The sequence below is a fragment of the Serratia sp. 3ACOL1 genome (assembly GCF_003668775.1).
GTDB classification, from domain to species: domain Bacteria; phylum Pseudomonadota; class Gammaproteobacteria; order Enterobacterales; family Enterobacteriaceae; genus Chania; species Chania fonticola.
On sequence record NZ_CP033055.1, the window covers coordinates 772,423 to 799,299 of the forward strand.

A 26,877-nucleotide genomic window follows, 5' to 3' on the forward strand; every position below is an offset into this window, starting at 1 on the left:
CAAACGGGGCCGCCGCGATGGGCAGCCCCGGAACAACGGCCTTAGCCGAGAAGGGTTTGCATATCCTGCTCTACGGTGGTGACCGAACGCAGGCCGAATTTTTCATTCAGCACCGCCAACAGATTGTCGGTCAGGAAGGCCGGGGCACTTGGGCCGGTGACGATATTTTTCACCCCTAGCGACAGCAGCGTCAGCAGAATGACGATCGCTTTCTGCTCGAACCACGACAGCACCAGGCTGAGCGGCAGATCGTTGACCGTGCCACCAACTTTCTCGGCGAGTTTGACTGCCAGCATTACGGCGGAATAGGCATCGTTACATTGGCCAACGTCCAGCAGGCGCGGTAGGCCTTCCAGCGTGCCGAAGTCCAGCTTGTTGAAGCGGTATTTACCGCACCCCAGCGTCATGATCAGGCAATCTTGCGGCACACTGCGGGCAAAATCAGTGAAGTAGCTGCGTTCATCACGGCTGCCGTCGCAACCACCCACCAGAAATACGTGGCGCAGTTTTTTCTGTACTACCAGATCAACCACGGTATCGGCAGCGCTGAGCAGTACCTGGCGGCCAAAACCGACGGTGATCAGTTGTTCGATTTCGCTATAAGGGAAGCCAGCCAACTGCTGCGCCTGAGCGATCACGGTGCTGAAATCATCCCCTTCCAGATGGTTGACACCAGGCCAGCCAACGATGCTGCGCGTCCAGATACGATCGCCATAGTTGCCGACGTTCGGATCGATGATGCAGTTGGAGGTCATGACGATCGAACCCGGGAATTTGGCGAATTCGGTCTGCTGATTTTGCCAGCCACTGCCGTAGTTACCCACCAGATGCGGGAATTTTTTCAGCTCTGGATAGCCATGGGCCGGTAACATTTCGCCGTGGGTATAGACGTTGATGCCGGTACCCGCGGTCTGTTCCAGCAGCAAGCGCAGATCTTTCAGATCGTGGCCGGAGATCAGGATCGCCTTGCCCGCCACCGGGCGCACGTTGACCGTGGTCGGCTGTGGGTCGCCAAAGGCACTGGTTTCGCCCCGATCCAGAATAGCCATCACGCTGAAGTTCATTTTGCCGATGGCCATCGAGTTGTTCAGCAGGGTGTCCAGATCGCTCGGTTGGGTGCCCAGCCAGGCCATAAAGGCGTGGTAATCGGCATAGATCTGGTTGTCGAACTGGCCCAGCACATGGGCATGTTCTATATAGGCGGCGGCCCCTTTCAGGCCGTACAGGCACAGCATCCGCAGGCCGTGGATATCGTCGCCTACCTCGGCTTTATCTTTATTGAGAGCAAACTGTGCAGCCTGTTGCAGCAGCGCAGGCATATCGTTGCCGGCCAGTTGCAGCTGAGCCAGCGGGTGATCGACTTGCACACTGGCGTCGAGCAGGCGGCAGCGAACCGCCAGCGAGTCACGCAGGGCAATAGTGTCACGTGCATAACCGATAATGCGTTCGGAATCGAAGTTAACGTTAGTCAGCGTAGAGAAGAAGGCGCGTGGGGAGAAACTGTCGACATCATGATCGATAATGCCCAACGCGCGCGCCTGCAAGGCCCAGGCAGAGAGCCCTTGCAGCGCCGCTATCAACAGATCCTGCAGGTCGGAGGTTTCTGCCGTTTTGCCGCACATCCCTTGAGCGTAAGAGCAGCCGTTACCTGCCGGTGTCCGGATGGTTTGTTCACATTGCACACAGAACATAATCGCTTCCTTTTTTAAAGTTGCATTTATAATGCTTGTTTTGAAGCATAGATCGATGACGCAACCTTAAAAAGGCTTTTGTGATACAACTTTAACAAAGTTTGATTTAGAACAAGTTGGCGTGCGGATGGGAATTATTACGTTTTGATCAGCAGGCGCGGCGATCCGCGCCCGTGGGTGTCAGGAGAACAGGGCGATTAACACCGGAGCCAACAGGCTCAGCAAGAATCCGTGCACGATGGCGGGAGGCACCATTTCTATCCCGCCGCTGCGTTGCAGAACCGGCAGTGTGAAATCCATCGAAGTGGCACCACATAAACCCAATGCAGAGGAGCGGCTACGGCGCACCAGCGTAGGGAGCAGCATTATTGCCACCAGCTCACGAGCGAGATCGTTGAAGAAGGCGGCGCTGCCCATCACTGGGCCATAGGCGTCGGTGATCAGGATGCCGGAAAGGGAGTACCAGCCAAAACCCGAAGCCATCGCCAAACCGGCTTTCAGCGGCAGCCCCAGCAGCAATGCTGCCACTGCACCGCCCGCCAGCGAACTGAGCGCCACCACCACGGCGACCATCATGCCACGGCGATTGAGGGCAATCTGGCGCAGCGTCATCCCACTGTTGCGTAGCTGTGCGCCTACCAGAAGCAGCAGAAACAGTAGGGCGTATTCACTGCCTTGACCGGCATATTGCAGCCAGTGCCACTGGGTGAGACCCAAGGCAAAGCCACCCACTACCACCCCACAAAGCTTCAGGGATTCCAATGCCATATGCAGGCGTGAGGGCAACGTTTCTTGCTTGTGGGTACTGTGCCAGGGGCGGCGGCGTTCAAACAGCGATAACCACAGAAGATTGGCGCAGAAAATACACAGAAAAAACACCAGGGTGTACTGAAAGATCAGCATCAGGTTGCTGCTGAGGTTTTCCAGGAATGCCAGGCTGATCCCCATAATGAACAGGATCACATACACCATCCAGCTCAGCAGGCGGTTAATGGCCCGGATCAGGGTGACGCTACGCAAGGGGACAAGATAACCGACGATCAGCGGTATCAGTATAATCAGCAGTCCTGAATACATGTGAAACTAGCGTCCTTTAAGTTGGGATAATGCGGCAAACCTAACACGCTAACCAAAATGGGCTAAGGAGTAAAGTGGCGTATTTACGTGGTTTGCAGCACGCTGTGGCAATGTCTGCTTGACCTGTAATGGCTTTATTGCTCATCCTCAAGGTATCAGGCGAATAAAGGAGTCAGCAGATGTACCTGGAGCGTATTGAGATTGTAGGATTCCGCGGTATCAACCGGCTTTCACTGACGTTGGATGATAATACCGTGCTACTCGGGGAAAATGCCTGGGGCAAGTCCAGCCTGCTGGACGCCATGACCTTTTTGCTGGCCCCCGAACAGACGCTGTACCGCTTTGAAGCCAAAGATTTCTACTTCCCACCTGGCGACGAGGCGGCCAAAGATCGTCATTTGCAGATTATCTTTACCTTTTGTGAAAAGGATACCGGCCATGCGCATCTGCCGCGCTATCGACATCTTTCGCCGCTGTGGTCAAAGGGGGAAGATAACCTGAGCCGCATTCACTACTGCTGCGTGGGGGAATTAGATGATGATGGCACGGTATGCACCTGGCGGCGTTTTCTTGATGCCGATGGCAATGCCTTGCACCTGCACCATATCGATCAACTGGTACACGCCCTGATCCGCATTCATCCGGTGCTGCGGCTGCGTGATGCGCGCTTTATCCGCCGCCTGCGGCCCAGCTCACTCAGCGATCGCCTCCCTGCCGATAACGAAGCCCTGGCACAGCAGTTGGATCAACTGACGCGTGAACTGGTGCGCAACCCGCAAAAGCTGACCAATGCCGAACTACGGCAGGGACTGGCGGCGATGCAGCAGTTGCTGGAACACTATTTTGCCGAGCAAGGTTCGCAGATTGCCGGGCCTCGCCATCGTCGCCAACCGGAACAACAGGCGTGGCGATCGCTAGACAGCATCAACCGCATGATTGCCGAACCTAACAGCCGCAGCATGCGACTGATCCTGCTGGGGATGTTCTCTACGCTGCTGCAGGCCAAGGGCAACGTAAAACTCGATCCCCATGCCCGGCCATTATTGCTGGTAGAAGACCCGGAAACGCGCCTGCATCCCATCATGCTGTCGGTAGCCTGGGGGTTGCTCAACCAGATGCCGTTGCAGCGTATTACCACCACCAACTCCAGCGAGCTGGTGTCGCTGGTGCCGGTGGAGCATATTTGCCGCCTGGTGCGCGAATCGGCCCGGGTTGCCACCTATCGCCTTGGGCCAAAGGGGCTAAGTGCGGAGGATGGGCGGCGCATTGCGTTCCACATCCGCTTTAACCGGCCGGCCTCGCTGTTTGCCCGCTGCTGGCTGCTGGTGGAAGGGGAAACCGAAGTCTGGTTGCTCAACGAGCTGGCGCGCCAGTGTGGCTATCGTTTCGAGTCCGAAGGCGTAAGGGTGATCGAGTTTGCCCAATGCGGGCTGAAACCCTTGCTGAAGTTTGCCCGGCGCATGGGCATTGAATGGCACGCCCTGGTAGATGGTGACGAAGCCGGGAAGAAATATGCCAATGCCGTGCGCAGCATGCTGGATAATCACGAAGATAACGAGCGCGATCGTTTGACCGCGCTACCTGCGCCGGATATGGAGCATTTCATGTATCGGGAGGGATTCAGCTCGGTCTATCACCGGGTGGCTTCGGTACCGCTAAAGGTACAGATGCCGGTGCGTAAGGTGATCATCAAAGCAGTGCATCACACTTCAAAACCCGATCTGGCGATTGAGGTGGCCATGCAGGCCGGGGCGTGGGGCACCGACTCGGTGCCCCCGTTGTTGAAGAAAATGTTCTCCCGCGTGATGTGGCTGGCGCGGGGCCGGGCGGATTAAGAAAAGTGTTTGCTAATCCCCTGTTGGAGCTCATCCAGTAACTGGTAACGGCGACGATATTCCGCGCGTTTTTTGCTGGCGATGGTTTCCATCGGCTTGCGGCCAATGTGCTCGGGTAACAGGAAATAGCCGTTATCGAGTTGCTTGCCGCCCATGGAAAGCCAGAACTGATCGTAATCAGCATGCAGCTGACTTTTCTTTTTGTGGTGGTAACGCCAGTTTTGGTAAATATGGGTGGTGTTGCCTACCGCGATCAACTGCCGGATACCCAACTGTTGGGCCAGGTGGCAAATGCCTTCCAACACCAGGCGTTTTGGAAACAGGCCGTGGCAGGCTTTGGTCGTATTTTGGATCTCAGCGTGCGGCACCGTGGAATTGGCGCCTTGCATACCGCCGATAAATAACGTGGGTTGTTGCTGGTAATTCATCAAGGTGAAGGTCATTTCAGCCAGCATGACCCCTTGGCTATTGCGCAGCAGCAGGGTCGTTTCACCCTCTTTATTCAAGTGGTCCAGAGAGGCCAGTTGCAGGCAGATGTGCTCACCATTTTTGTCCTGTGCGCGGCTTAAGGTAAAGGGATGGCTACCCAGTTGGCCGAGGTGCATCTTCAGCGGCATGCGTTGGGTGAGCAGATCGTAGTGATCGCGCAGGGCAAACAGACGGTCGATGCGGCTCATGTTGTTCGCCAGATAGGGACGATGCAGTTTGCAGGGCAGATTGGGCTGTGCGGTTAAAATCTCATCCAGCAGCGGGTTGGCGGCCAGCGTATTGAGCAGGCTGCTAGTGGTGGGCCAGCAGAGCAGCGAACGGCCAAGAAACTTAAGGCGGAATGACGTTTTTTTCCAGGCATTGCTGGGCACTTTCTCGCCGTTGATCAGTGCCGTCATCAGTTGGCTGGCCGGTTTGGCCGATATGAGTGGATAGCTGAGCTGAGACATGATGAAATCCTGGTTTGTGTCTAAAAGACTATTTCATCAAGGTTTCACTAAACAGGAGTTCAATACGGCAGGGCAAAATTGCCTTGCTCGAAATACGTTGAGCCTGGGTTTAATTATCGGAAACGCAACATGCTAATTTACTTGGGTTGCCATGGTTGGCAGTCTGAGAACGACAGGAAACAGGTAGGAACAAACATTGACGTGGTTATTCAAAAGTAAGAAACGCGGATTGCTGGTGTGTGCCGTTCTGGTGGTGCTTGCCGTTGTGGCTTATTGGCATTTTAGCCATCCGGCTCCGGTGGAGTTTAAGACCGTCAAGGTCGCTAAACGCGATCTGGAGCAAAGCGTTTTGGCAACCGGCCAACTGGATGCGGTGCGTAAGGTTGATGTGGGGGCTCAGGTCAGCGGACAGTTGGAGAGCCTGAAGGTCGAGATTGGCGATAAGGTGCAAAAAGGCCAACTGCTCGGCATTATCGATCCCGAACAGGCACAAAACAGCATTCGCGAAGGCGAAGCCACGCTGCAGCAACTGCAAGCCCAGCTGCAACAGGCTTTGGCAGAGCAACAACTGGCGGCAGTGACCTTGCAGCGTAACCGCGAACTGGCCAAGGTGCAGGCGGTGTCGCGCCAGGATTTGGATAAATTCACCACTGAGCTGGCGGTAAAAAAAGCGCAGGTTGAAACCACCAGAGCGCAGATCGCCAAAAATCAGGCCAGCCTGGATACTGCCAAGATCAATCTTGCCTATACCCGTATCGAAGCGCCGATGGACGGTGATGTGGTTCAGATCACCACCTTACAGGGCCAGACAGTGATCGCCGCGCAGCAAGCGCCCAACATTCTGACGTTGGCAGACATGAGTAGCATGATGGTGAAGGCCCAGGTTTCCGAGGCGGACGTGATCCACCTCAAGCCGGGGTTGAAAGCCTGGTTTACCGTGCTGGGCGATCCGAGCAAACGTTTTGACGGCGAGCTGAAAGACATTCAGCCCACGCCAGAGAAGGTCAACAACGCCATTTTCTATTACGCGCGTTTCGAAGTGCCAAACCCACAGGGCTTGCTGCGTCTGCAAATGACCGCACAGGTGCATATTCAGCTGGCTGGCGTCAGCGATGCGCTGGTGATCCCGCTGGCGGCATTGGGGGATCAGATCGCCGATAACCGTTACCACATTTCGGTGCTGAAACAGGGCAAGGAAGAGAAGCGGGAAGTCACGATCGGCATTCGCAACAATGTGGATGTGCAGATTGTCAGCGGGTTGCAGGCCGGTGAAGAAGTGATTGTCAGCCGCGGCGGCGCGGAGGCCAGCTGATGACGGCACTGTTAGAACTGAGTGATATCCGGCGCAGCTATCTCTCCGGCGATCAGACCATAGACGTGCTGAAAAACGTCAGTCTGCGCATTGATGCCGGTGAGATGGTGGCGATTATGGGGGCTTCCGGCTCCGGTAAATCGACGTTGATGAACATTCTCGGCTGCCTGGACAAGCCCAGCGCCGGGACTTACCGCGTAGCCGGGCAGGATGTGGCAACGCTTGATGGCGATGCGCTGGCCCAGCTGCGGCGCGAGCATTTTGGCTTTATCTTCCAGCGTTATCATCTGCTACCCCATCTGAGTGCGGCGCATAACGTGGAGGTGCCTGCAGTTTATGCCGGGCTAAGCAAGGCAGCACGGCGCGAAAGGGCGGCGGCCTTGTTGCAACGTCTGGGGTTGGGGGAACGTATTACCTACCGGCCAAGCCAGCTTTCGGGCGGGCAGCAGCAGCGTGTCAGTATTGCGCGGGCTTTGATGAACGGTGGTCAGGTGATCCTGGCGGATGAACCGACCGGTGCGCTCGACAGCCATTCCGGTGAAGAGGTAATGACGATCCTCAAGCAACTGCGCGAGCAGGGGCACACCGTGATTATCGTCACGCACGATCCGGCGGTAGCACAGCAGGCGGAGCGGATTATCGAGATCCGCGACGGTGAAATCATCGCCGACTCTCGGCCACAGGCGCAGGGTAACCCGCAGGCCAAAATGCTGGATATGGCCACGCCAGCGCCTTCCTGGCAGCAGGTAGCTGGTCGTTTCCGTGAAGCGTTGGTCATGGCTTGGCGTGCTATGGCAGCCAACAAGATGCGCACGGCGTTAACCATGTTGGGGATCATCATCGGCATTGCCTCGGTGGTCTCGATCCTGGTGATCGGCGACGCGGCCAAGCAGATGATCCTGGCAGACATCAAATCCATCGGCACCAACACCGTAGACATCTATCCCGGCAAAGACTTTGGAGACGATGATCCCAGCTTCCGCCAGGCGTTGAAGTATGGCGATCTAAGCGCGTTGCGTGAGCAGCCTTATGTCAGTGCACTTTCGCCGAATATCAGCAGCAGCATGCGGCTACGGTTTGGCAATATTGATGTTGCCGCCAACGTTGCGGGCGTCAGTGAACAATATTTTCGAGTTTATGGCATGACGCTTTCCCAGGGGGTCGGTATCGATACCCTACAGGTGCAATCCCAGGCGCAGGTGGTGGTGATCGACGCCAATACCCAGCGGCGGCTGTTCCCGCATAAAAAAAACGTGGTGGGTGAGGTGATCCTGATCGGCAATATGCCAGCCACGGTAGTGGGTGTGGCGCAGGAAAAGCAGTCGATGTTCGGCAGCAGCAAGGCGCTGAGCGTATGGGTGCCCTATAGCACGATGGCCAATCGCCTGATGGGTAACGACTATTTTGACTCGATCACCGTGCGTATCCGTGAGGGTTATAACAGCCAGGAAGCGGAACAGCAGTTGACGCGGTTGCTGACGCTGCGCCACGGCAAGAAAGACTTCTTCACCTACAACATGGACAGCCTGGTGCAAACCGCGGAGAAAACCACCCGTACGCTGCAACTGTTCCTGACCCTGGTGGCGGTGATTTCGCTGGTGGTTGGCGGGATTGGGGTGATGAATATCATGCTGGTCTCGGTAACGGAAAGGACGCGTGAAATCGGCATTCGCATGGCGGTGGGTGCGCGCTCTGGCGATGTCCTGCAACAGTTCCTGATCGAGGCGGTGCTGGTCTGCCTGGTGGGGGGCGCGCTGGGGATAGCGCTGTCGTTCGCGATTGGCCTGCTGGTGCAGTTAGCGATGCCGGGCTGGCAGATCAGCTTCCCGCCGGTGGCCTTGCTGAGTGCGTTCTTGTGTTCCACCGGTATTGGCGTGGTGTTCGGCTATCTGCCGGCACGTAGCGCTGCGCGGTTGAACCCGATTGATGCGTTGGCGCGCGAGTAACAGCAAAAATAAAATGCCAGTCGAACGGCGGCTGGCATTTTGAGTTGGCAGTGCAGAAGTGGCTGAAGGGGAGCGTTTAGGCCATTGCCTCGCTTTCCAGCGGCATAATCAGGCTCGCGTGGTTCCCTTTCGGCCCTTGATGTACGTCGAACCTGACCTGTTGGCCCGCTTTCAACGTTCGGTAGCCATCCATTTTAATTGTTGAATAATGCGCGAAGATATCTTCACCGCCGCCTTCCGGGCAGATAAAGCCGAACCCTTTGGCGTTATTGAACCATTTAACAGTACCCGTCTCCATGCTGCTACATCCCTCGCAATGCTATTTTTAAAATGAGATGAATAACTGATCCAGGTGAGTACCAACTGGTCAAAAGACCAACAACTCACAAAATTACACTCTAGAGCAAATGATCAACACGTCAAGGGATCGGCCAATGACCGCGTCGGGCAGTTCACCAAAGTTTGAAGTAGTTAACGCTATTGACATGGTTTGGTAACAAATTGTGGCTGCGATAAGGGCGATTAATCGCGTTGTGCTGCGGCACGTTAACCGCGAAGATGGTAAAATAGTCTTGATACTCCCGTTTGAATAACCCGAACATGGCCCCATATACTGAGGCATGGCAGAGAAGATGAGCAGCAATGGGCAATAGCAACGATTGGCTAAATATTGAACACTTGGCCGAAGAAAAACAAATCGATGCGGTAAAACCGCCGTCAATGTATAAAGTTATACTTAACAACGACGATTACACACCGATGGAATTTGTGATTGACGTTCTGCAAAAGTTCTTTTCTTATGATATTGAACGTGCAACGCAACTGATGCTCACGGTCCACTATCAAGGCAAGGCGATCTGCGGTGTTTTCACCGCCGAGGTCGCAGAAACCAAGGTGGTCCATGTGAACCGTTACGCAAGGGAGAATGAGCATCCGTTGCTCTGTACGCTGGAAAAAGCCTGAAAAGGCAATCTATTGGGGAGGTGCCTATGCTCAATCAAGAATTGGAACTCAGTCTCAACATGGCTTTCGCCAGAGCGCGCGAGCACAGACATGAGTTTATGACCGTGGAGCACCTGTTGCTGGCGTTACTCAGCAACCCTGCCGCGCGCGAAGCGCTCGAGGCTTGTACGGTGGATCTGGCCGCGTTACGCCAGGAGCTGGAAGCCTTTATTGAACAAACCACACCAACGCTGCCCACCAGCGAAGAGGAGCGCGACACCCAGCCGACGCTCAGCTTCCAGCGTGTACTGCAGCGTGCGGTATTCCACGTGCAGTCCTCCGGCCGGAGCGAAGTGAGCGGTGCCAACGTGTTGGTGGCGATCTTCAGCGAACAGGAGTCCCAGGCGGCATACCTGCTGCGTAAACACGACGTCAGCCGTCTGGACGTGGTGAACTTCATTTCACATGGTACACGTAAAGATGAGCCGGGCCAGGCACCTAATGCGGAAAACCCGGTAAACGAAGAGCAGCCTGGAGGGGAAGACCGTATGGAAAACTTCACCACCAACCTCAACCAACTGGCCCGCGTCGGCGGTATCGATCCGCTGATTGGCCGTGACCGTGAACTGGAGCGCGCCATTCAGGTGCTGTGCCGCCGCCGTAAAAACAACCCGCTGCTGGTGGGGGAATCCGGCGTAGGTAAAACCGCCATTGCCGAAGGGCTGGCCTGGAGGATTGTGCAAGGCGACGTGCCAGAGGTGATGGCAGACTGCACGCTCTACTCGCTGGATATCGGCTCATTGCTGGCGGGCACCAAATACCGTGGCGACTTCGAAAAGCGCTTCAAGGCGCTGCTCAAACAGCTGGAGCAGGATAAGAACAGCATCCTGTTTATCGACGAAATTCACACCATTATCGGTGCCGGTGCGGCTTCCGGTGGGCAAGTGGATGCCGCCAACCTGATCAAACCGCTGCTGTCGAGCGGCAAGATCCGGGTGATTGGTTCCACCACCTATCAGGAGTTCAGCAATATTTTCGAAAAAGACCGTGCGCTGGCGCGTCGCTTCCAGAAAATAGACATTACCGAGCCGACGCCGGAAGAGACCATTCAGATCATCAACGGTCTGAAAACCAAGTACGAAGCGCACCATGACGTGCGTTACACCGCTAAAGCGGTACGTGCTGCGGTGGAGCTGTCGGTGAAATACATCAACGACCGTCATCTGCCGGACAAGGCGATCGATGTGATCGATGAAGCTGGTGCGCGTAGCCGGTTGCTGCCGGTGAACAAGCGTAAGAAAACGGTCAACGTGGCGGATATCGAATCCGTGGTTGCGCGCATTGCGCGTATCCCGGAAAAAACCGTCTCCGCCAGCGATCGCGACGTGCTGAGAAGCCTGAGCGACCGCCTGAAAATGCTGGTGTTTGGCCAGGATCCGGCCATCGAGGCGCTGACCGAAGCGATCAAGATGAGCCGTGCCGGTCTGGGCCAGGATCGCAAGCCTGTGGGTTCCTTCCTGTTCGCTGGGCCGACAGGGGTAGGGAAAACCGAGGTTACCGTGCAGCTGGCGAAAGCGCTGGATATCGAACTGCTGCGGTTTGATATGTCCGAATATATGGAACGTCATACCGTCAGCCGTCTGATTGGCGCGCCTCCGGGCTACGTCGGTTACGATCAGGGCGGCCTGCTGACCGATGCGGTGATCAAACATCCGCACGCGGTGGTACTGCTGGATGAAATCGAGAAAGCGCACCCGGACGTGTTCAACCTGCTGTTGCAGGTGATGGACAACGGGACGCTGACCGATAACAACGGCCGTAAAGCAGACTTCCGTAACGTGATCCTGGTGATGACCACCAACGCCGGGGTACGCGAAACGGAGCGTAAATCGATTGGCCTGATCGAACAGGACAACAGCATCGACGCGATGGACGAGATCAAGAAGGTGTTTACGCCAGAATTCCGTAACCGTCTGGACAACGTCATCTGGTTCAACCATCTGTCTCCTGCGGTGATCCAGCAGGTGGTCGACAAGTTTATCGTCGAACTGCAGGCACAGCTGGATGCCAAGGGCGTGTCGATGGAAGTGAGCGACGAAGCGCGTGACTGGCTGTCGGTGAAAGGCTATGACCGTGCGATGGGCGCTCGTCCAATGGCGCGTGTGATGCAGGAAAGCCTGAAAAAACCGCTGGCCAACGAACTGCTGTTTGGTTCTCTGGTTGACGGCGGCTCGGTGAAAGTCGAGCTGGACGCAGACAAGAAACAGCTGACTTACCACTTCCTCAGCGCCCAGAAGCGTAAAGCGGATGAAGGTGCTGTGCACTAAGCGGTAGACCGGTAATAAAAAAGCGATGCCTTGGCATCGCTTTTTTTATACGTAAACTTCACTAACTACGGAACTAAACTGCGTAGGGGCGCTGCATGCTGCGCCCGTCGGGACGAAAATATTCGCCTCCAACAAAATGAGTGAGCCCTCTCAGTTTACCTGCGCCAACACAACTCGGTGGAGAACGTTGCTGCGGGGGTAAACGGAAAGGGCTCTTTTGAGGGATCACATCCTCGGTGTCGCCAGTGGCTGGCGACGGGTGAGCCGATTAACGGCTACGGAAGACAATGCGGCCTTTGCTCAGGTCGTACGGGGTCAGCTCTACAGTGACTTTGTCACCCGTCAGGATGCGGATATAGTTTTTGCGCATTTTACCGGAGATATGAGCGGTAACCACGTGCCCGTTTTCCAATTCAACACGGAACATGGTGTTCGGCAGCGTATCAAGAACGGTGCCCTGCATTTCAATATTGTCTTCTTTGGCCATCGAATCCTCTAGGTCTAACTACCTTAGTTTTTAACCGGCAAGATAATGCCGAAAAACCCACATTATGTAAAGGAGTGTCGGTGAACAATGCACCGATTCCACAAAATTAGTCAGTTTGGGAGGGCAGTTCAACCAGCTGTGGGGGTATGACTTGCGCTGTCCAGCATTCCGGCGCTAACACTCTGCGCTGAAGGTTGCTCAACTGCTGCAAAAATTGGCGGCGGGGAATTTCTCTCGCTCCAAGCCGGGCAGTGTGAGCGTTAAGCACCTGACAGTCAACCAATTCTCCTCCATAACCGGCAAAATGGCGGCAAAACGCCCATAAAGCACACTTTGATGCGTTGGTAGTGCGGCTAAACATTGATTCACCGCAGAACAGCGCTCCCTGGGCGACACCGTACAGGCCGCCGACCAGTTCTTCCCCCTGCCACACCTCAATGGAATGGGCGTGCCCGAGGTGATGCAATTGTAAATAGGCTTGCTGTACCTCTTCGCCGATCCAGGTGCCTTCATCGGGCCGGTATGAGCATGCGGCGATCACGGCGGCAAAATCATGATTGAGAGTAATGCGGAACGGCGGGTTGCGCAGGAATCGCTTGAGGCTGCGGCTGACATGGAATTGCGCTGGGAACAGCACCGCCCGTGGGTCCGGTGACCACCAGAGTATGGCTTCCCCAGGCGAATACCAGGGGAAGATACCGCGTTCATAGGCTGCCAGCAGCCGAGCAGGCGTTAAATCGCCACCGATGGCCAGCAGTCCGTTAGGATCGTGCAGGGCGGTCTCTGGTGAAGGAAACGCTACAGACTGCGATGACAGCTTAACAATGCGCATAAAACCTCTTAGCGTCGCCCACAGGCGGTTTTACAGCGATACATTACTGATACGTTGGCGGAATTGGGCGTAACGGCCAGGCTGGCGCATCAGCGCTGCGTGGCTGCCTTGTTCCACGATACTGCCGCCGTCCATCACGCAGATGCGATCGAAATGCTCCAGCCCATAGAGTCTGTGAGTCACCAGAATTAACGTCTTGCCGCGGCAATGCTGGCGCAGCAGGGCCAGGATCTGTTGCTCCGTCTCGGCATCCAGCCCCTCGGTCGGCTCATCCAGCAGTAATAGCGGGGCTTGATGCAGCAGGGCGCGGGCAATGCCCAGACGGCGTTGCTCACCACCGGAAAGCTGGCGGCCACCTTCACCCAGCCAGGCATTCAGCCCCTCATTTTCCAGCAGCTTATCCAGACCGACTTGTTGCAGTGCGAGGTTCAAGTCCTCATCGCTGGCCGCAGGTGCGGCGATACGCAGGTTTTCACGCAGGGTACTGCTGAAGATATGCACCCTTTGGCTCACGACCGTAGTCATGGCGCGCAGCGTAGCTTCATCATAGCTGGCCAGTGGTTGGCCGTTGAGCAGGATTTGGCCGCTGTCAGCATTCCAGGCGCGGGTCAGCAATTGCAATAGAGTCGATTTACCACAGCCGGTACGGCCCAACAGCGCGATGTGCTCACCAGCGGCGATGTTCAGCGTCACGTTGTTCAACACCGGCAGCGGCTGGTCGGGATAGGTGAAGGACACCTTGCTCAGTTGCAACTCTGCGCCCGGCTGTGAGGTTGGACCGCTGGCAGGAAAGGTGACTTCCGGTTGCTGATCAATGATCTGCTTGACCCGGGTCGCCGAAGCGATCACCTGGCCCAGATGTTGGAACGCGGCGGCGACGGGCATCATGGCTTCAAAAGAGGCCAGAGCGGCAAAGGCAAACAGGGCAATCAGGGCCCCAGGTTGAGTATCGCCACCGATCCCCGCGGCGGCTAGCCACATTAATAGCGTGACGGTGAGGCCACTTGCCAGGATCATCAGCGCCTGAGCAATCCCCCCTAGCGAAGCCTGTTGCCACTGACGGCTCTGCCAGCGCTGTTCGGTTGCGTTGAGCTTATGCCGGAAACCGTCCAGCGCGCCAAACACCACCAGTTCGGCCTGCCCCTGGAGCCAGGCGGTCAGGTCGGTGCGGTACTGGCTGCGTAACAGGGTCAACTCTTCCCCGATGGGCTTACCTGCGCGATAGAAGACCGGCGGAACGGCCAGCAACAGTAATAACAGAATTCCGCCCAGCGTCAGGGCTAGTGGCACATCCAGCCAACTGAGGCCGAAGGTGACCACCACAATCACCACCGCAGCGCTGACCATCGGCGAAATAACGCGTAGGTAGAGGTGATCGAGCGTATCGACGTCGGCAACCAGGCGGTTGAGCAGCTCAGCCTGACGGAAGCGGGCAATACCACCCGGTGACAGCGGCAGGATCTTGCGGAAGGTAAATACCCGCAGATGGGACAACACACGGAAAGTGGCGTCATGGCTGACGACCCGTTCTGCATAACGCCCGGCGGTACGGAAGATTGCCGCACCCCGTACGCCAGCGGCCGGCAGCATGTAGTTGAAGGTATACAACCCCGCCAGCCCGGCCAGCGAAGAGGCAGCCAGGAACCAGCCGGACAGCGCCAGCAGGCCGATACTGGCCAGCAGGGTGACGATAGCCAGCACGATACCCAGTAAAATCAGAAACGTGTGGCGACGATATAACGCCAGGAATGGCAGCAAAACGCGCATGATTATAGCTCCCCGCTGCGGTGTGCAATCAGTTTGGCAAACAGACCGGGCTGGGTGCTGAGCGTGGCGTAGTTGCCCTGCTGCACGATTTTGCCGCTGTCCATCACCCAAATCTGGTCATAATCTTCGGTATCTTCCAACTGGTGCGTGACCAACAGCGTGGTCTGCTGATGGGAGGCGGCATTCAGCGCCTGCATCACCAAACGCTCGCTGTGAGCGTCCAGGCTGGCCGCAGGTTCATCCAGTAACAGCAAACGGCGCGGGCTGAGCAGCGCTCGCGCTACGGCCACACGCTGAGCTTGCCCAACGGAAAGGCGGGCAGCGCCATCACCCAGATCGGTTGCCAACCCTTTTGGTAAATGCGGCAGGAATTCACTGACGTAAGCCTGTTCAACTGCCTGTTGCAATTGGTCCTCGCTGGCCTGCGGATAGCCGAGCAGAATATTGTCCCGCAGCGTTTGAGCTGGCAGATGGGGGTTTTGCCCCACCCAGCCCAGTTGCTGGCGCCAGTTAACCGCAGCCAGCTCGCGCAGTTCGATACCGTTGATCAGCAACGAGCCCCGGTAGGGCAGGAAGCCCAGAAGCAGGTTCAACAACGAGCTTTTCCCGGCACCGCTAAGCCCGACCAAGGCAATACGCTGATTGGCTGGCAGGGTAAAATCAAGCGGCCCTGCAAGCACTACGCCATTGGGTGAGAGGATTTCCAACTGTTGTGCCTGCACGGTCAGTGGTTCTTCGTCATTTAGCGTTTGAGCACCATTGCCAACTTGCTCGCCCTCGGCGGCCAGGAAGGTTTCCAGCGCTTCAGCAGCGCCCACTGCCTGGGCTTTGGCATGGTAAAAGGCGCCCAGATCGCGCAGCGGTTGGAAAAACTCCGGTGCCAGGATCAGCACCAGAAAACCGGCAAACAGCGTTACGCCCATGCCATAGCTGCCAAAGTTAAGTTCACCGAGGTAGGAGAAGCCAAAATAGACCGCCACCACGGCGATGGAAATCGAGGCGAAGAACTCCAGCACGGCGGAGGAGAGGAAGGCCAGACGCAGCACTTCCATGGTGCGCTGGCGGAAATCTTCTGAGGATTTGGCAATGTGGTCGGTTTCCGCCTGGCCGCGATTAAACAGACGCAGGGTATCCAGGCCGCGCAGGCGATCGAGGAAATTGCCACTGAGCCTTGCCAGCGCGACAAAGTTACGGCGGTTGGCATCGGCTGCCCCCATACCGACCAGCGCCATAAACAGCGGGATTAGCGGGGCGGTAGCCAGCAGGATAAACCCGGCCGCCCAGTTGATCGGGAAGACGGTGATCAGGATCAGCACCGGAATAAACACGGCCAGATACATCTGTGGCAGATAGCGGGAATAGTAATCCTGCATATCCTCAATCTGCTCAACGATGATGCTGGCCCAACTGCCGGCAGGCTTGCCCTGGATCCAGGCGGGGCCAAGCTGTTGCAGCTTATCCAGCACCTGCGCACGCATACGCTGGCGAATGACCTGCCCGCAGATGAAGCCGACCCGTTCGCGCAGCCAGCTCAAGAAGGCGCGCAAGGCAAAGGTGGCGGCCAACCAGATAAACGACGAAACCAGTTCGCCACGGGGCTGATGCTCAATAATCAGCGCATGGAGCAGGGAGGCCAACAGCCAGGCCTGGGCGACGATCAAAATGCCGCTTGCCAGACCTAACAGCATGGATAAACGCAGCCAACGCTGCGCCAACGTACTCTGTGTTTTGAGCCAACGGGTTAACTGGTGCTGTCTGGTTTTTTTCATCAGGTGTCTGCGTCGCCGATGCCTGTTGTAGCAGGCTTGGTTAACGTACTGTTAAAAAAGTGTTTGTCTCAGCGGGAAATAAGACAAGTGAACGCTAATGTTACCTCGTCACTCGGTAGACGTGAAATAAATCTGAGATTGATGGCAAAGTGGCAACCATGCTGAATTTCTAGATAGGCTCCTAGTTAACCGATTGATTATCTAAATGGGTGCAGCATGTAGTACCCACTACGTAGTGAGCTAGCAGTTTAATCATTCGGGCAGCAGTCACGCTTTCAGCGTAGGCGTGGTTGGAAATAAATAAGGCGACCAATCGGCCGCCTCGGTAACGTTTATCGCTGAAGGGTTATTTGCACTCGGCCTGCGCGATACCGTCGAGATAGCGTTCGGCGTCCAGTGCGGCCATACAGCCCGTTCCTGCTGAGGTGATCGCCTGGCGGTAAATGTGATCCATGACGTCACCTGCGGCAAATACGCCAGGAATGGAGGTCTGGGTCGCGTTACCGTGAATACCGGACTGCACCTTGATATAGCCGTTTTCCAGCTCAAGCTGCCCGCCAAAGATTGCGGTGTTCGGGCTGTGACCGATCGCGATAAATACGCCAGCAAGCTCTAACTCTTTGGTCTGCTCAGCGTCTTTGGTGCTGCGTAAGCGCATCCCGGTGACGCCCATCTGATCGCCCAACACTTCGTCCAGCGTGCTGTCCGTATGCAGGATGATGTTGCCGTTTTTCACTTTTTCCATCAGGCGATTGATCAGGATCTTTTCGCTGCGGAAAGTGTCGCGGCGGTGCACCAGGTGAACTTCAGAGGCGATGTTTGACAGATACAGCGCTTCTTCCACGGCGGTGTTGCCGCCACCGACCACGGCGACCTTCTGGTTGCGATAGAAGAAACCATCGCAGGTAGCACAGGCGGAGACCCCTTTGCCCTTGAAAGCTTCTTCTGATGGCAGGCCTAAATAACGGGCCGATGCGCCAGTCGCGATAATCAAGGCATCACAGGTATATTCACCGCTATCACCCAACAGGCGGAAAGGGCGGTTCTGCAGATCGACGCTGTTGATATGGTCAAACACGATCTGGGTGTCGAACTTTTCTGCGTGCTCACGCATCCGCTCCATCAGCGCCGGGCCGGTCAAGCCTTCGGCATCGCCTGGCCAGTTCTCGACTTCGGTGGTGGTGGTCAGCTGACCGCCTTGCTCCATACCGGTGATCAATACCGGGTTCAGGTTCGCGCGCGCTGCATAAACCGCTGCGGTGTAGCCAGCCGGGCCAGAGCCCAGGATCAATAATTTGCTATGTTTAGCCGTGCCCATGAATAACCTCGTTTCCCACAATGGCGGACAATGGAACCGATTGTAGGGAAAATGCGGCAGTAAAAAAAGCGCCAGGGGATGTTGTTACCGATTTGTTTGATAACCAGTGCCTATTAGCCGGTTTTTATCCCCCGGCAGAGCGGGGGAGTGAACGCGATAATTTTGTACAGCAATAGGCTAAAAACGCGATTATTGCCGGGTTTATGGGGGTAACTGCCCGGTTTTGAATGGGGCAAATTCCTAACAAAAAATCAGGTGCTCAGTTTTGCTTGCGGTACGTTCTACTGATTTTACTTCTTTTACTTTGACAATCCGCTGCGCATTTGCGAAAACATCATAGGAAGAAGAAATTAACCCCGTGCCAGCAGCAAATCGTAGGCATTTTCGCCACCCAGGCAGAACATTGCCGGGTCGCGATGGGTGAGGGAGGGTTTGCCCTGGCGGGAGTTGATGGATTTCTGAACGTAAATCATTTGAATTCGTTGCCCAGAGGTGACAGACAGGCTGGGCAACGGCGGAAGATGGTAGTGACGAATAGTGACGAAGCACAAGGGCGGTTGGTATTACGTATCCTGTTCCCTCAGGGGGATGAACCGCTTAACACTGGCATCGGGTCTTCGCTTGGAACAAATCCTTGCACATTGACGTTGGCTAGGGTGTGGCAAGTGCAGGGAAGAACATAAGAGAGACAATAATAATGGTAGATACTAAAAAACGCCCGGGTAAAGATCTCGACCGTATCGATCGCAACATCCTCAATGAGTTGCAGAAGGATGGGCGCATTTCGAACGTCGAACTTTCAAAGCGCGTGGGGTTATCCCCAACCCCTTGTTTGGAGCGTGTGCGCCGTCTTGAGCGTCAAGGCTTTATTCATGGGTATACCGCATTGCTTAACCCGCATTATCTGGATGCTTCCCTGCTGGTCTTCGTGGAAATCACGTTGAACCGTGGCGCGCCGGATGTGTTTGAGCAATTCAACTCTGCGGTGCAAAAACTTGAAGAAATTCAGGAGTGTCATCTGGTTTCCGGTGATTTCGACTATCTGTTGAAAACCCGTGTGCCAGATATGTCAGCTTACCGTAAGCTGTTAGGCGAAACTCTGTTGCGTTTACCGGGGGTTAATGACACCCGTACTTACGTCGTGATGGAAGAAGTCAAACAGAGTAACCGTCTGGTTATCAAAACACGGTAAGGTGCAGGTGCAAAACCTGATTAAATTCGTTACACTCCTGTTTATTCATACAGTTTTGGCGCCGGGGAAATTTCTCGGCGCCGTTACTCTATCCGTCAACAGGAACCTGGAGTGCCTTTCTTGAGCCAGGAATACACAGAAGATAAAGAAGTTACCCTGAAAAAACTCAGCAGTGGGCGGCGTTTGCTCGAGGCTGTGTTGATCGTGGTGGCAATTTTTGCCGTTTACCTTATGGCTGCGTTGGTCAGTTTCAATCCTTCCGATCCTAGTTGGTCGCAAACTGCCTGGCATGAGCCTATCCACAATCTGGGCGGCGGAGTAGGTGCATGGTTGGCCGACACGTTGTTCTTCACCTTTGGGGTCCTTGCCTACGCGATCCCACCGATTATGCTGGTGTTGTGCCTGTCGGGTTACCGTCGGCGCGATAACGGCGATTACGTCGATTTCTTTGGGCTCTCGTTACGTTTGATCGGCACATTGGCGCTGGTGCTTACCTCGTGTGGCCTGGCGGCGTTGAACGTTGACGATCTCTATTACTTCGCTTCAGGCGGAGTGATTGGCAGCCTGCTAAGCAATGCCATGTTGCCGTGGTTTAACGGCATTGGCGCCACTTTGGCGCTGCTCGGCATTTGGGCGGTGGGGCTTACCCTGTTCACCGGTTGGTCATGGCTGGTGATTGCAGAAAAAATTGGTGGTGTCGTACTGGGTGCCGCTACCTTTATGACTAACCGTTCACGCCGTGAAGACCGCTATCACGACGATGATGATGTCGTGTTCGACGATCGCGAAGAAAGCGGCCAACCTGTGGCACCTGCTGCTACGGCAGTAGATGAGGACGACGTGTTGTTCTCTGCCTCTTCCGTGACCGAAACCGCCGAAGAAGAAGCGCAAGATGCCGCAGATCCTTTATTGAGTGGATTGCGTGCCAGCGATGATGACCTCCCGCTTGCCGAGCCAGCGCCGGTCGTTACCGATATCCCGGTAATGCCGAAAGCGGCCGTTCAGGCTCCGGTCACCGTGGCTCCGACGGCGCCTGCTTCCATCAGTCAGCATCCATTAACTCCTGCGCAACCACAAGACACGCCGCCGCTGTATTCGTTTGAACTGCCAGAAGAGACTCCGGCACCGAGAACGACGCGCGTAACGGAGCCTTATCGTGAGGAACATGAGCCGCGCCTGGGTGACTGGCAGACCCCCGTTACGCCAAAACCAGAGCCGTCACCGTTTGATTTCTCTGCGGCCCAGCGCGATAGCGACGATGTCATTGGCTCAACGGGTTTCAGCGCCAGAGAGGTCGTGAAACCAGCGGCAACTGCCGCAGCCGCAGCGACCGCTGGCGTGGTAAACAACACCTTCATGCCAGCGTTCACTGCCACCAGCGATGCAAGCTCGCAGGTCAAGCAGGGCATCGGCCCGGAACTGCCACGGCCAAATCCGGTGCGTATTCCAACCCGGCGTGAGCTGGCCTCCTACGGCATCAAGCTGCCTTCGCAGCGGATCGCGGAGCAGGAGCAGCGCAACCGTGGGGATGAACCGCAGCCAGAACTGGTCAGCAATCCGCAGGAAGAAGATGAAGTCCTGCAAGAAGCTGCATTGCGTCAGGCCTTTGCCGAACAGCAAAGCCAGCGCTATGGCGAAGAGTATTCGCAAGAACAACAAGATGACGAAGATGCGCAGCGTGAGGCCGAACTCGGTCAGGCATTTGCCGCGCAACAACAGGCACGCTATGGGGTAGAAGCACCGCAGCCTGAACCAGAACCGGCTCCGGTGACTCGTCCGGTGGATACTCGCCAGGCCTACAGTTTCTCACCGATGGCAGATCTGGTGGATGACGGCCCAACCGAGCCGCTGTTTACCCTGTCGCCACAGCTTGAGGATAGCATCGAGCAGGAAAGCGAGTTGGAAGACGATGTGCCGTTCGGGCAGTTTGAGCCTGAGGTGCCCGCTTATCAGGCACCGCGTCCGCAAACTAACCCTGCGCCTGGTTACCAGCCGCAACAGACTTATCAGCCACCCGTTCAGCAGCAACCGCCAGCACCAGCGATGGACAGCCTGATCCATCCATTCCTGATGCGCAATGATATGCCGCTGCAGAAACCGACTACGCCACTGCCAACGCTGGATCTGTTGACCGAGGCTCCGAAAGAGGTCGAACCGGTCGATACCTTTGCGCTGGAACAGAAAGCGCGGCTGGTGGAAGCCAGCCTGGCGGATTACCGCGTCAAGGCCGACGTGGTCGATATTCTGCCGGGCCCGGTCATTACCCGCTTCGAACTGGATTTGGCTCCTGGCGTCAAGGCCGCGCGTATCTCCAACCTGTCGCGCGATCTGGCCCGTTCATTGTCAACTTCCGCCGTACGTGTGGTGGAGGTGATCCCGGGTAAGCCTTACGTCGGCCTGGAATTACCGAACGTCAAACGGCAAACCGTGTATCTGCGCGAAGTGCTGGATTGCCCAGCCTTCCGCGACAATCCATCGCCTCTGGCGATCGTATTGGGTAAAGATATTGCGGGTCAGCCGGTGGTCGCCGATCTGGCTAAAATGCCGCATCTGCTGGTGGCCGGTACTACCGGTTCCGGTAAGTCGGTTGGGGTCAACGCCATGATCCTTAGCATCCTGTATAAGGCCACGCCGAAAGAAGTGCGCTTTATCATGATCGACCCGAAAATGCTGGAGCTGTCGGTTTATGAAGGCATACCACACCTGTTGACAGACGTGGTTACCGACATGAAAGACGCCGCCAATGCCTTGCGTTGGTGTGTGGCCGAGATGGAGCGCCGCTATAAGCTGATGTCTGCCCTGGGGGTTCGTAACCTGGCAGGCTACAACGAGCGGGTCGATCAGGCCGAGGCGATGGGCCGGCCAATCCCGGATCCGTTCTGGAAGCCAAGCGACAGCATGGATATCACGCCGCCGGTGTTGGAAAAAGAACCGTACATCGTGGTGATGGTGGATGAATTTGCCGATCTGATCATGACGGTGGGCAAAAAGGTTGAAGAGCTGATCGCTCGCCTGGCACAGAAAGCGCGTGCTGCGGGGATCCACCTGGTGCTGGCAACCCAGCGTCCTTCGGTGGACGTGATCACCGGTTTGATCAAGGCCAACATTCCGACGCGTATCGCCTTTACCGTATCGAGCAAGATCGACTCCCGCACCATTCTCGATCAGGGCGGAGCGGAATCCTTGCTGGGGATGGGGGACATGCTGTATCTGGCACCGAACTCCTCAATACCGGTGCGTGTGCACGGGGCGTTTGTCCGCGATCAGGAAGTTCATGCCGTGGTCAAAGACTGGAAAGCGCGTGAGCGGCCGCAGTATAAAGAGGGGATTCTCAGCGCCGGTGAAGACGGTGAGGGTGGCGCAGGCGGTGGTCTGGACGGTGACGAAGAGCTGGATCCGCTGTTCGATCAGGCGGTTGAGTTCGTGGTGGATAAACGCCGCGCCTCGATTTCCGGTGTACAGCGTCAGTTCCGTATCGGCTACAACCGCGCCGCGCGTATCATCGAACAGATGGAAGCGCAGGGCATTGTCAGCGAGCAAGGGCACAACGGTAACCGTGAGGTGCTGGCCCCACCGCGGCATGACTGATTGCCATGCGGACAAATCTTAACCGGACTTATAACGTAGGGGCGCTGCATGCTGCGCCCGGTTAGATAATCAGCTTGCAAACTCAGCAACATTATCACGTTGTTATCAATCTGAAGGGCCGCTTTGCGGCCCTTGTGCAAAGAAGCGTAAACCCCTGCTTTATCGGAATAGTGCTCTGGCTGTCTGTCGAGCGCTTCGGGTAGAGTGGAGGTGTTCAGGGTTATATTGACCCAGTTTGCGGTAAACGCATTTCATAAGGTATCTGGAATAATGAAAAAACTGTTGATTGCCTGTTGTCTGCTTTCGGGATTCGCGTCTACTTCCGTGTTGGCGGATGCTGCGCAAGATTTGCAAAGTCGTCTGGCGAAAGTAAACAGTTTCCATGCCAGCTTCTCCCAATCGGTCACCAGTAGTGACGGCGCTGCAGTGCAGCAAGGGGAAGGCGAATTATGGGTAAAACGCCCTAATCTGTTTAACTGGCACATGACCTCTCCGGATGAGAGCGTGCTGGTTTCGGACGGCGAGACCCTGTGGTTCTACAACCCGTTCGTTGAGCAGGTGACGGCCACCTGGCTGAAGAACGCCACAGGCAATACGCCGTTTATGCTGATCACCCGTAACGATGCTAACGACTGGAAAAAGTACAACGTGAAGCAGAAGGGCGATGATTTCGAACTGACGCCAAAGGCCAGCAGCGGTAATCTGAAGCAGTTTGCCATCACCGTGACCAATAGCGGCACCATCAAAAGCTTTGCCGCGGTTGAGCAAGATGGCCAACGTAGCGCTTATCAGCTGAAGAGCCAGCAGAGCAGCAGCGTTGATGCTGCCAAATTCAAATTTACCCCACCGAAGGGGGTGACGCTGGACGACCAGCGCCAGTGAGGTCTACGTGAGCAACATGTCACTCGATTTTTCCCACAATGAGTTCCAGCCACTGGCCGCGCGTATGCGGCCAACCACGCTGGCGCAATACATTGGCCAGCAGCATTTGCTGGCCCCGGGCAAGCCGTTGCCACGCGCCATCGAGGCGGGGCAGTTGCACTCGATGATCCTGTGGGGGCCGCCGGGAACCGGGAAAACGACGCTGGCAGAGTTGATTGGTCGCTACGGTCGGGCCGATGTTGAGCGTATCTCAGCGGTAACCTCCGGCATCAAGGAGATCCGCGAAGCCATCGAGCGCGCCCGGCAAAACCGGGATGCAGGCCGCCGCACCATCCTGTTTGTTGACGAGGTCCACCGCTTCAATAAAAGTCAGCAGGATGCTTTCCTGCCACATATCGAAGACGGCACCATTACCTTTATCGGCGCCACCACGGAAAACCCCTCCTTTGAGCTGAACTCGGCGTTGCTGTCCCGCGCGCGGGTCTATCTACTCAAAGCGCTAACGGCGGACGACATCGGCCAGGTGCTGGATCAGGCCATGGAAGACAAGGCGCGTGGTTTTGGCGATCAGAATATCGAGCTGCCACCGGAAACCAAGCGCATGCTCTCGGAACTGGTAGGGGGCGATGCTCGCCGCGCCTTGAACAGTCTAGAGATGATGGCCGATATGGCGGAAATCGACGGCAAAGGCATGCGGGTATTAACCCCGGAGTTACTCAAAGAGGTCTCTGGTGAACGCAGTGCGCGCTTCGATAACAAAGGCGATCGCTACTACGATCTGATTTCAGCATTGCATAAATCCGTGCGTGGTTCGGCACCGGATGCCGCCTTGTACTGGTATGCGCGTATTATTACCGCCGGTGGCGATCCGCTGTATGTGGCGCGCCGCCTGCTGGCCATTGCCTCTGAAGACGTTGGCAACGCCGATCCACGCGGAATGCAGGTGGCCATTGCCGCCTGGGATTGCTTCACCCGCGTTGGCCCTGCGGAAGGGGAACGCGCTATCGCACAGGCGATCGTTTATCTGGCCTGTGCCCCCAAAAGCAACGCCGTATATACCGCTTTTAAAGCCGCCATGCGTGATGCCAAAGAGATGGCAGACTATGACGTGCCGGAGCATCTGCGTAACGCACCGACCAAGCTGATGAAAGAAATGGGGCTGGGCGCAGAATACCGCTATGCCCATGACGAACCCAACGCCTACGCGGCCGGAGAGAGCTATTTCCCGGCGGAAATGGCCACCACGCGCTACTATCATCCAACCTCGCGCGGGCTGGAAGGTAAAATCGGTGAAAAGTTGGCATGGCTGGCTGAGCAGGATCAAAATAGCCAGACAAAACGCTACCGCTAGCGTTGCCGTTGCGGTAAGGTTAGCGGGTATCACACTTCTTTTATGCGGCTATACCATTGCGGCATAAAACATAATTTCTCTTTCAATAACAACAAGCACAGGATTAGCATGCTCGATCCCAATCTGCTGCGTAATGAGCTAGACGCAGTCGCCGTAAAACTGGCTCGCAGAGGCTTTAAACTCGATCTGGATCTGCTGCGTTCGCAAGAAGAGCGCCGTAAGGTTCTGCAGGTAGAAACTGAAACACTGCAGGCAGAACGTAACTCCCGATCGAAATCCATCGGCGCGGCCAAAGCGCGCGGTGAAGATATCGAGCCACTGCGTCGCGAAGTGAACGAACTGGGTGACAAGCTGGATGCTGCCAAGGCCGCACTGGATAAGCTGCAGAGCGAGATCCGTGATTACGCGTTGGTGATGCCAAACGTGCCGGATGACGCGGTGCCGGACGGTAAAGACGATAGCGAAAACCTGGAAATCTGCCGCTGGGGCGAACCGCGTCAGTACGATTTCCCGGTACGCGATCACGTCGAGCTGGGCGAAATGGCCGGTGGGCTAGACTTTGCCGCTGCGGTGAAACTGACCGGTGCGCGTTTTGTGGTGATGAAAGGCCAAATGGCTCGGATGCACCGTGCGTTGGCCCAGTTCATGCTGGATCTGCACACGGAACAGCACGGCTATCTGGAAACCTACGTGCCGTATCTGGTGAACCATGCCACGCTGTACGGTACGGGTCAGTTGCCGAAGTTTGGTGAAGATCTGTTCCATACCAAACCGCTGGAAGAAGAATCAGAAAGCAGCAACTACGCGCTGATCCCAACTGCGGAAGTGCCAGTTACCAACCTGGTGCGTGACGAGATCCTCGATGAAGAAGATCTGCCGCTGAAGATGACCGCACATACGCCATGCTTCCGTTCAGAAGCCGGTTCTTACGGGCGTGACACCCGTGGCCTGATCCGTATGCACCAGTTCGACAAGGTCGAAATGGTCCAGATCGTGCGCCCAGAAGACTCGATGAATGCGCTGGAAGAGTTGACCGGCCATGCGGAGAAAGTGCTGCAACTGCTGAACCTGCCATATCGTAAAGTGCTGCTGTGCACCGGTGATATCGGTTTTGGTTCCTGCAAAACCTACGATCTGGAAGTGTGGCTGCCTGCGCAGAACACCTATCGTGAGATCTCTTCCTGCTCCAATATGGGAGATTTCCAGGCACGTCGTATGCAGGCTCGTTGCCGCAGCAAAACCGAGAAAAAGCCACGCCTGGTGCACACGCTGAACGGCTCTGGCTTGGCCGTAGGCCGTACTCTGGTTGCCGTGCTGGAAAACTACCAGCAGGCCGATGGCCGTATTCAGGTGCCAGAAGCGTTGCGTCCTTACATGGGCGGCCTGGAATATATCGGTTAATCCACCCCACGGTGGTAGCGAAATGTTGTATCGAAAGCGCCTACGGGCGCTTTTTTTTCGTGTGAATAATTTTCATTTACGAATGAAAACCACATTTATTGATAGCAGACAAAGTTTATTACCTCCTTGTGAGTAATATCCTTACCCATGGAGGGGGAATTATTTTTCCACATCAAACCACCCAGCGCTAATTCAGCTTCCTCCTGTCTCTGCCGACCAAGG

General features: G+C 56.0%; 20 protein-coding genes. 10 read left to right on the forward strand and 10 right to left on the reverse strand.

What is annotated here, in order from left to right; genetic code table 11:
- Positions 1 to 41: 41 nt before the first annotated feature.
- Entirely contained in the window at positions 42 to 1,691 is a 1,650-nt protein-coding gene (hcp, locus tag D9980_RS03675; protein ID WP_121606454.1) for a hydroxylamine reductase, read from the reverse strand.
- 180 nt (positions 1,692 to 1,871) lie between these two features.
- Positions 1,872 to 2,768 carry a lysine exporter LysO family protein gene (locus D9980_RS03680; protein WP_024486521.1) on the reverse strand — a complete coding sequence of 299 codons (897 nt, stop codon included), beginning with the start codon at positions 2,766 to 2,768 and terminating at the stop codon, positions 1,872 to 1,874.
- A 179-nt stretch (positions 2,769 to 2,947) separates the two neighbouring features.
- Between D9980_RS03680 and D9980_RS03685 the strand changes: the two genes are divergently transcribed.
- The gene (locus tag D9980_RS03685; protein ID WP_121606455.1) at positions 2,948 to 4,603 is read left to right on the forward strand and encodes an ATP-dependent endonuclease; all 1,656 of its coding nucleotides are present in this window, start codon (positions 2,948 to 2,950) and stop codon (positions 4,601 to 4,603) included.
- Here D9980_RS03685 and D9980_RS03690 read toward each other — a convergent pair.
- Entirely contained in the window at positions 4,600 to 5,541 is a 942-nt protein-coding gene (locus D9980_RS03690; protein ID WP_121606456.1) for a VirK/YbjX family protein, read from the reverse strand. The two genes, D9980_RS03685 and D9980_RS03690, sit on opposite strands and share 4 nt — an antisense overlap.
- 196 nt (positions 5,542 to 5,737) lie before the next feature.
- Here D9980_RS03690 and macA point away from each other — a divergent pair, with 196 nt between their 5' ends.
- Together macA and macB are read left to right on the forward strand one after the other, a co-directional pair.
- Positions 5,738 to 6,853, forward strand: a complete 1,116-nt coding sequence (macA, locus tag D9980_RS03695; protein ID WP_024486524.1) for a macrolide transporter subunit MacA — start codon at positions 5,738 to 5,740, stop codon at positions 6,851 to 6,853.
- Complete coding sequence (gene macB / locus D9980_RS03700; protein ID WP_046808138.1) at positions 6,853 to 8,799, forward strand: macrolide ABC transporter ATP-binding protein/permease MacB; 1,947 nt, start codon at positions 6,853 to 6,855, stop codon at positions 8,797 to 8,799. Before macA ends, macB begins: the two co-directional genes overlap by 1 nt.
- A 76-nt stretch (positions 8,800 to 8,875) precedes the next feature.
- Here macB and cspD read toward each other — a convergent pair whose 3' ends face one another.
- Positions 8,876 to 9,097, reverse strand: coding sequence for a cold shock-like protein CspD (gene cspD / locus D9980_RS03705; protein WP_021804952.1), 222 nt, complete (start codon positions 9,095 to 9,097; stop codon positions 8,876 to 8,878).
- 344 nt (positions 9,098 to 9,441) lie between these two features.
- Here cspD and clpS point away from each other — a divergent pair, with 344 nt between their 5' ends.
- Both clpS and clpA read left to right on the forward strand, forming a co-directional pair.
- The gene (gene clpS / locus D9980_RS03710) at positions 9,442 to 9,762 is read left to right on the forward strand and encodes an ATP-dependent Clp protease adapter ClpS (protein WP_021804950.1); all 321 of its coding nucleotides are present in this window, start codon (positions 9,442 to 9,444) and stop codon (positions 9,760 to 9,762) included.
- Between the two features lie 26 nt (positions 9,763 to 9,788).
- Positions 9,789 to 12,068 (forward strand): ATP-dependent Clp protease ATP-binding subunit ClpA, encoded by a 2,280-nt coding sequence (gene clpA / locus D9980_RS03715; protein ID WP_024529873.1) that lies wholly within the window; start codon positions 9,789 to 9,791, stop codon positions 12,066 to 12,068.
- A gap of 268 nt (positions 12,069 to 12,336) precedes the next feature.
- Here the strand turns inward: clpA and infA are convergent, their stop codons facing one another.
- From infA to D9980_RS27155, 6 genes are all read right to left on the reverse strand, one after another.
- Positions 12,337 to 12,555, reverse strand: a complete 219-nt coding sequence (infA, locus tag D9980_RS03720) for a translation initiation factor IF-1 (RefSeq protein ID WP_002211347.1) — start codon at positions 12,553 to 12,555, stop codon at positions 12,337 to 12,339.
- Between the two features lie 106 nt (positions 12,556 to 12,661).
- Positions 12,662 to 13,387: a leucyl/phenylalanyl-tRNA--protein transferase gene (aat, locus tag D9980_RS03725; RefSeq protein WP_121606457.1), complete on the reverse strand. Its 726-nt coding sequence runs from the start codon at positions 13,385 to 13,387 to the stop codon at positions 12,662 to 12,664.
- A 30-nt stretch (positions 13,388 to 13,417) separates the two neighbouring features.
- Complete coding sequence (gene cydC / locus D9980_RS03730) at positions 13,418 to 15,154, reverse strand: cysteine/glutathione ABC transporter ATP-binding protein/permease CydC (protein WP_121606458.1); 1,737 nt, start codon at positions 15,152 to 15,154, stop codon at positions 13,418 to 13,420.
- A gap of 2 nt (positions 15,155 to 15,156) precedes the next feature.
- Positions 15,157 to 16,923, reverse strand: a complete 1,767-nt coding sequence (gene cydD / locus D9980_RS03735) for a cysteine/glutathione ABC transporter permease/ATP-binding protein CydD (protein WP_121606459.1) — start codon at positions 16,921 to 16,923, stop codon at positions 15,157 to 15,159.
- 346 nt (positions 16,924 to 17,269) lie between these two features.
- Positions 17,270 to 18,241, reverse strand: coding sequence for a thioredoxin-disulfide reductase (trxB, locus tag D9980_RS03740; protein WP_121606460.1), 972 nt, complete (start codon positions 18,239 to 18,241; stop codon positions 17,270 to 17,272).
- Positions 18,242 to 18,591: 350 nt separating this feature from the next.
- On the reverse strand, positions 18,592 to 18,714 hold the full coding sequence (locus D9980_RS27155; protein WP_255417737.1) for a hypothetical protein: 123 nt from the start codon (positions 18,712 to 18,714) through the stop codon (positions 18,592 to 18,594).
- Between the two features lie 224 nt (positions 18,715 to 18,938).
- Here D9980_RS27155 and lrp point away from each other — a divergent pair, with 224 nt between their 5' ends.
- From lrp to serS, 5 genes are all read left to right on the forward strand, one after another.
- Positions 18,939 to 19,433 carry a leucine-responsive transcriptional regulator Lrp gene (gene lrp, locus D9980_RS03745; RefSeq protein WP_021804943.1) on the forward strand — a complete coding sequence of 165 codons (495 nt, stop codon included), beginning with the start codon at positions 18,939 to 18,941 and terminating at the stop codon, positions 19,431 to 19,433.
- 120 nt (positions 19,434 to 19,553) lie between these two features.
- Positions 19,554 to 23,021 carry a DNA translocase FtsK 4TM domain-containing protein gene (locus D9980_RS03750; RefSeq protein ID WP_121608943.1) on the forward strand — a complete coding sequence of 1,156 codons (3,468 nt, stop codon included), beginning with the start codon at positions 19,554 to 19,556 and terminating at the stop codon, positions 23,019 to 23,021.
- A gap of 270 nt (positions 23,022 to 23,291) precedes the next feature.
- Complete coding sequence (gene lolA, locus D9980_RS03755) at positions 23,292 to 23,903, forward strand: outer membrane lipoprotein chaperone LolA (protein ID WP_024485997.1); 612 nt, start codon at positions 23,292 to 23,294, stop codon at positions 23,901 to 23,903.
- 7 nt (positions 23,904 to 23,910) lie between these two features.
- On the forward strand, positions 23,911 to 25,254 hold the full coding sequence (locus tag D9980_RS03760; protein WP_037375016.1) for a replication-associated recombination protein A: 1,344 nt from the start codon (positions 23,911 to 23,913) through the stop codon (positions 25,252 to 25,254).
- 108 nt (positions 25,255 to 25,362) lie between these two features.
- Entirely contained in the window at positions 25,363 to 26,655 is a 1,293-nt protein-coding gene (serS, locus tag D9980_RS03765) for a serine--tRNA ligase (RefSeq protein WP_046808139.1), read from the forward strand.
- The last annotated feature ends 222 nt before the right edge of the window (positions 26,656 to 26,877 follow it).